General features: G+C 50.4%; 8 protein-coding genes. 3 read left to right on the plus strand and 5 right to left on the minus strand.

What is annotated here, in order from left to right:
* The 3 genes from tnpC to QQJ87_RS01385 all read left to right on the plus strand — a co-directional run.
* Positions 1-556 (plus strand): IS66 family transposase (gene tnpC / locus QQJ87_RS01375; RefSeq protein ID WP_284279510.1); only part of this gene is annotated, 556 nt, incomplete at its 5' end.
* Complete coding sequence (locus QQJ87_RS01380) at positions 511-819, plus strand: hypothetical protein (protein ID WP_284279511.1); 309 nt, start codon at positions 511-513, stop codon at positions 817-819. The genes tnpC and QQJ87_RS01380, both read left to right, overlap by 46 nt.
* 128 nt (positions 820-947) lie before the next feature.
* Positions 948-1,286 (plus strand): PepSY domain-containing protein, encoded by a 339-nt coding sequence (locus QQJ87_RS01385; protein ID WP_284279512.1) that lies wholly within the window; start codon positions 948-950, stop codon positions 1,284-1,286.
* Positions 1,287-1,344: 58 nt separating this feature from the next.
* Here the strand turns inward: QQJ87_RS01385 and copD are convergent, their stop codons facing one another.
* The 5 genes from copD to QQJ87_RS01410 form a co-directional block, all read right to left on the minus strand.
* Positions 1,345-2,256 (minus strand): copper homeostasis membrane protein CopD, encoded by a 912-nt coding sequence (copD, locus tag QQJ87_RS01390; protein ID WP_284279513.1) that lies wholly within the window; start codon positions 2,254-2,256, stop codon positions 1,345-1,347.
* 2 nt (positions 2,257-2,258) lie between these two features.
* Complete coding sequence (copC, locus tag QQJ87_RS01395) at positions 2,259-2,630, minus strand: copper homeostasis periplasmic binding protein CopC (protein WP_284279514.1); 372 nt, start codon at positions 2,628-2,630, stop codon at positions 2,259-2,261.
* Positions 2,631-2,672: 42 nt separating this feature from the next.
* Positions 2,673-3,524 (minus strand): copper resistance protein B, encoded by an 852-nt coding sequence (locus QQJ87_RS01400; protein ID WP_284279515.1) that lies wholly within the window; start codon positions 3,522-3,524, stop codon positions 2,673-2,675.
* A 10-nt stretch (positions 3,525-3,534) separates the two neighbouring features.
* Positions 3,535-5,343, minus strand: a complete 1,809-nt coding sequence (locus tag QQJ87_RS01405) for a copper resistance system multicopper oxidase (protein WP_284279517.1) — start codon at positions 5,341-5,343, stop codon at positions 3,535-3,537.
* Between the two features lie 559 nt (positions 5,344-5,902).
* Positions 5,903-6,133: ATP-binding protein (locus QQJ87_RS01410; protein WP_284279518.1), on the minus strand; the 231-nt coding region annotated here is incomplete at its 5' end.

Genomic DNA, 6,133 nt, shown 5'->3' on the forward strand with positions numbered 1-6,133 from the left:
GCGCAGGAAATTCTTCGACCTGTTTGAGCTGGATCGCTCACCGATTGTCCAAGAAGCACTGGCCCGTATTGCGGCACTCTACGCCATTGAACGCGAGGTGCGTGGCAAGGCTGCGCAGGTTCGTACTGCGCACCGACAGACACATGCCGCGCCTTTGCTGGCAAGCTTGAAGGGTTGGCTGGAGTCCACCCTGATGCAGGTGTCTGCCAAATCGGGATTGGCCAAGGCCATCAAATACACCTTGGGCCATTGGGTAGCGCTGACCCGATACTGCGACGATGGTCGCATTGAGATTGACAACAACACGGCTGAGCGGTCGATTCGCCCGCTGGTGATTGGCAGACGAAATTATTTGTTCGCAGGCTCTGATGGCGGCGGGCACAGTGCAGCCATTATCTACAGCCTAATCAGCACCGCACGGCTCAATGACGTGGAGCCCTTTGCCTATCTTCGAGCCGTGTTGGAACGAATTGCAGATCACCCGATTAACACCATTGAGAAGTTGCTGCCATGGCATCTGGACCTGACCAACGAAGCCCCGTCAAAGGCAGCGTAAAAACCCTGACCAAATCCCACCCCCACGTCGAGGCCATAGTGCACGGTGGGGGACAAATCATGATCGGCTCGATCAAGCCCATACGCCACGCCGCCGTGGCTCACGATGGAAAAAAGACACTGGCAATGCTGCGCTGTAAAGCAGGCGAGTCTTTGGAGCAAATCCTGCACCGGTTGGAGCTTGCAATCGCACAGGCAAAACTTGATGGCCAGTGTGTAGACGAACTCAACAACCCAGATTCAGACAAGACTTACAAGTTCTGATACATCACCGCAAGGCGGTGTCGGCGTGACGCTTACGGACAAAGTGGTGTTTTTCGCTTGAATCTATTCATCAGCTAACTCTTTCAGCTCACATTTCAGTTGTCTTTAATCAAGTGAGGAAACTGGATATGAAAATCCGACTGATTCAAATTGGAATTTTAAGCACGGCAGTTGCTGCTTTAGCGAGTGTAGCCTACGCTGCAGAACAGCATGAAAAAAATGATGCTCTGATGTATGGGGTTTCTGCCATTCCAATCAAACAGGCGATTGTGGTCGCGGAGGATGCTGCAAAAGGACGCGCAACCCGCGCTGAACTTGAGCATTCAAAAAATGGAGTGGTCTACGACATCGAGGTAATTGATGGAACGAACGTGAAGGATGTTCGCGTGGATGCAAAAACAGGCACAGTGCTGTTTGTAAAGGCCGATGAAGTGGACCGTCAGCCTGAAAACGATCCTGAAGATTGAGATTGGGTATTGGTGACGATTCAGTTGGGGCGCAGCGAAAACTGTGCCCCTCGTTCATTCAGGACCCAAAGGGTGACTGAACGCCAAGACTTGAAACCACTGCTAAAACAAGAAATGCGATACTTGCTTCCATCCTGAGACTTTTACGCAAGTGAGAAATGGTAGTGATGCTTACTTCGCCCCAGCTGGCATTCTCTAGCAACGGACCCAAACGGAACCGGTTTGCTGCTGCCAGTAACAACATCAAACTAAAGAGAAAAAGCTTGACCAGCAACAATTCGCCGTAAAGATGGTTCGGCCATTTAACCCCGACAATAAACAGGTAGTTTATTGCGCCTGAGACAAGTAACACGCTGACTATCATCGCCCCAATCGGTGCAAAACCGCTGACGGTGCGCTTTAATCGCTCGATTTCTGATGGGGATGCCAGATTTTTAGCTTCGATCTGCATGACAAAACTCACAAGTGCCCCCAGCCATGTTGCCGCGGCAAGCAAATGTGCAAAGTCTGAGGACAAATGCAGATAGCGACGGAGCCCATCATCCATGACCGCGTGACCCGACCATGCCACCGTTAATAGTGCAATGCAAGCCACCAGACAAAGCAAGGCGATGCCCGGCTGGCCTCTTGGGCGAAGCCAGGCAAGCAGAGCCGCCACGCAAAGCGCTGCGACCCGCACTATCCATGCAGCACCAAACGCGGTTCCGTAGAGCAGCATGCCCAATGTATCAGTGTTAACCTCAGCCCAGCTTGACACTCCGCTCATGTTCTTGGCCGTGTCGATCAAACTGAACAGCGACAGCACCACACCAGAGCAAGCAAACACCAAGGAAACACTGGTGAGATGTTTTGCAAACCCCTCTGCCAATTCATTCTTTTTAAATGAATAGAGCGCGAAGAACGGCATGCCAAACAGTAGCCCCAGATCGAGGTACAAAGCGAATCTCAAAGCCAGGCTGATGGGCTCCATCCTTATTTGACCTCAAACATAAAGTGGCCTGTCATTGGATGCGTGTCAGAAGAAACCGCTCGCCAGTCAACCCGGTATTTACCTGCGGACAATGGGGTTGTTGGAGTAAGCAGCATCGTTTTCTCGTCGCTGCCAGGGGATACCTTAACTGCCATGTTCATCTGCATGGCCATGCCAGGCATTTCAGTCATTGTGAGTTTTGCCCCGGAAAATTTGGCTAGAAGATCCTCTGAAAAATGAATTTCGATATTTTTGGGCGACGCAACGGTTGTGCCGTCCGCAGGAATACTCGAAGTCAGTTTGGGATGAGCAAGTGCTGAGGTGCTCAACATGGTTGCAATTACCGCAGTAAAAAGTTGTGTTTTAAGTTTCATGATTTTTGACCTTTTCATAAATTATTGAGTTTTAAAAATTAATCAGAACCAAAGGCGTACGCCTGCGACGATGCGGGTTTCCAGACGTCGATCGCCAGCTGCCTGAACAAGATCAGCGCTTGATCCGAACAACTTCGCCCGCTCCAGGCCGATGTATGGCGCGAATTGGCGAGTAATTTCGTAACGTAGCCGAATGCCGAGAGTTGCATCTGTCAGACCATTGCCGATGTTGGCTTGTGGGTCACTTTTACTGTAAACGTTTGCATCGATTCGAGGCTGAAGTATCAATTTTTGAGTTAACAGTAGGTCGTAACTTGCTTGAACCCGTGCGGCGGTTCGACCCTCCGGGCCGATATATCCCGTGGCTTCAACATCGAACCAATATGGGGCAAGGCCTTGTACACCAAAGGCCAGCCATTCACGGGAAGGTCGGTTTCGTCCATTGTCCAATCGGATACCCAACTGCGTATCCCAGTAGGTCGATACAGCATGACTCCAGAGACCCTCTGTCCGCTCTTCACCGACATGTCCCTTGCTGTAATCGCCCTCGGCCTTTATCGTTGCCTTGTCATGTTGATTGCCGATCCACGCCTGAAGATCCCATGCGGTGATGGTATTTTCACTGCTTTGCGCCCGTTCCAGTCGGTCTGCCAAAAAAGAGCCAATGTTTCCACTGTCTTCCATTTTTCTGGCAGATTGGCCAGCATTTTTTGAGTACAAATACGGGCCGGTCCCGAGTGTATAACCTCCAGAGTAATCGTCCGTGTTTCTGGCATCTGCTGGTGCGTCACCGCCTTGCATATTCATGGTCATGCCATGTTCTGCGGCATTTGCAGTAGCTGTTCCTAACAGACTTAATATCGAAATTAGTATTTTTTTTGCTGGTTTTGTCACAATTTTCTCCTTAGGCCACCAACACTTCTCTGAACATGCCCATCTTCATGTGGAAGAGTAAGTGGCAATGCCAAGCCCAGCGACCGGGCGCGTCTGCGTTGACCAAAAAGCTGATGCGTTGCGCAGGTTGCACAGGGATGGTGTGTAATCGCGCTTGAAATTCACCATCAGGGGTTTCCAGCTCGCTCCACATTCCATGCATGTGCATTGGATGAGTCATCATGGTGTCGTTATGCAATATCACCCTGACCCTTTCACCCTCTTTGAAGTAGACCGGTTTAGAGTCTTCAAAAGGAACGCCGTCAAAAGACCATTCGTACCGTTCCATGTTGCCCGTTAGGTGTAACTCCACTTCACGGCCAGGCCCTCTCTTATCCAAGGGGCCACCGATTGTATGGAGGTCTGCGAGTGTGAGTACCCTTCGCCCGTTATTTCTTAATCCAACACCGGGGTCATCCAGATTTGTTCTGGCCATATCCACTCGCATGTCTGTAGCCTGACCGTATTCAGTGAGAGCATGATGGGTAGTCTGAGTCGGTGTTTTTAATGGGTCGTCGCTCATGCCGCTCATGCCGCTCATGCCGCTCATGCCGCTCATGCCGCTCATGCCACTCATGCCACTCATGCCACTCATGCCACTCATGCCACTCATGCCACCCATACCGCCCATGGCACCCATCATGTCATTCATGGTCAACCACTCGACTTTGTCCAGGGGAGGCACAGCGGCCGAGAGACCTTGACGGGTTGCAAGAGTACCTCTTGCATATCCGCTTCTGTCCATACTTTGTGCGAAAAGGGTGTAGGCGTCGCCTTTGGGTTCAACGATTACATCACAAGTTTGGCCTGGTCCAAATCGGAACTCATCGACGCTAATGGGTTCTACGTCCTGACCGTCCGCTTGAACCACTTTCAACTTCAAACCCGGAATTCTTACATCGTAAAAAGTATTTCCGGTCGCGTTTGAAAAGCGAAGTCGAACTTTCTCGCCCGGTTTAAAAATACCAGTCCAATTTCCTGCTGGTGTAACTCCGTTAATCAGGTAGGTCATCGTCGCGCCGGAAACATCCGAAAGATCTGTGGGATTCATTCGCATCTCGTTCCACATTTTTCGTTTGCCAAGTGCGGCATGCAGACCGTCGTTTGAAACATCGCGAAAAAAGTCTATCGCAGTGGGCTTGACGTAGTTGTAATAGTCGCTCTGGATCATCAGTTTTTGAAGCACCCGCGTTGGGTCTTCATCGGTCCAGTCTGACATTACGATGCTGTAATCCCGGTCGGCATTGATACTTCGTGAGGATTCAGCAGGCTCAACAACAATTGCTCCGTAAATGCCTGTCATCTCTTGCAGACCAGCGTGTGAGTGATACCAGTAACTTCCTGATTGTTTAACTTTGAAACGATAGGTAAACGTCTCGCCTGGAGGTATTCCAGCGAAGCTGATGCCTGGAACCCCATCCATCTGATAGGGCAGAATGATGCCGTGCCAGTGGATTGAAGTGGGTTCGGGCAAATGGTTCGTGACGCGAATCGTGACGGCATCACCCTCGCGCCAGCGAAGTGTCGGACCGGGCAGACTGCCGTTGACCGTCGTCGCATAACGCGGCGTGCCCGTGAAGTTGACTAGTGTTTTGTCAATTACCAGATTGAATTCTGTGCCTGACAATTCAGGAGCGGAGCCCGTGTGGGTGGCTTGTGTCCGATTTGTTTCTTTGGCTTGACTCGCATCGCTTAACGCAAGCATCACTCCACCAGCAACCAAACCTTGCACAAAGCGCCGACGTGGCAGTTCGATAGGACGCGTGAAATTTCGGGACATGATTTTTCCTCATCAGTTCGTAATGAATGCCAGCGACTTCATTAAAGTCACTGCTTGAAAAACTAAACGATCAGAGGGCTGATCGGTGGCCGGAGAGGAAAGATTAAGGAAATACTGAGCAGTTTTCTTACTGGCTCTGAGACGAATATCTGGCCTGTGGTGTTATGGTTTGAGGCCCTGCATTCGGGCATTATTGCCACAGCCGAACAGCAGGCCCCAACGGAATGTGCAACCAAATGAACAGAGACGCTGCCAGATAACCTGTGACTGTGTCGATTTACTTCATCAAATTGCTGATGTGACTTGAAACCGACAGTCCGGTGGATTTGGATATTTACTTCGGGGCAAAGCTTACCCGTAACCCCGGCAAAAGCCTGCAGGGGCAACGAAAACAGCAAACACAATATCCACCAACGTCTAAACATCCCGGAATTATATGGGATGCCTCCTGTGAAAGTCAAATTGAACTCCTTAAGTAATGTTTGGCGTATAATTTATATTATGTAAACTAACAGAACCACCAAATATCCGAAGTGCCTTCCCCATCGGCTTTTGTCCTTTAATCCGCCTTTTTGAGATCAAAGCAAAAAGCAATGCCCTGTCCATTCAAACCGTCAGATATTTGTATTTGCGTGTCGTGCAGTTTGGCCACCTCTTGGCAGATGGACAAACCGAGACCAGAGCCGCTGACAATGTGTCCGTTTTCCCGATAAAAGCGATCAAACTGCGTATTCTGGCCGAAACTGGACACGGTTTCTGGCTGAAACTGGACACCGTTTCCAGAGCAAGC

This window comes from Limnobacter litoralis (assembly GCF_030160455.1).
Classification (GTDB): Bacteria; Pseudomonadota; Gammaproteobacteria; order Burkholderiales; family Burkholderiaceae_B; genus Limnobacter; species Limnobacter litoralis.

Bases quoted from the DNA above. Each gene is read 5' to 3' on its own strand.
- copC (WP_284279514.1), bottom strand. From the start codon at position 2,630: ATGAAACTTAAAACACAACTTTTTACTGCGGTAATTGCAACCATGTTG.
- QQJ87_RS01385 (WP_284279512.1), top strand. From the start codon at position 948: ATGAAAATCCGACTGATTCAAATTGGAATTTTAAGCACGGCAGTTGCT.
- QQJ87_RS01380 (WP_284279511.1), top strand. From the start codon at position 511: ATGGCATCTGGACCTGACCAACGAAGCCCCGTCAAAGGCAGCGTAAAA.
- QQJ87_RS01405 (WP_284279517.1), bottom strand. From the start codon at position 5,343: ATGTCCCGAAATTTCACGCGTCCTATCGAACTGCCACGTCGGCGCTTT.
- copD (WP_284279513.1), bottom strand. From the start codon at position 2,256: ATGGAGCCCATCAGCCTGGCTTTGAGATTCGCTTTGTACCTCGATCTG.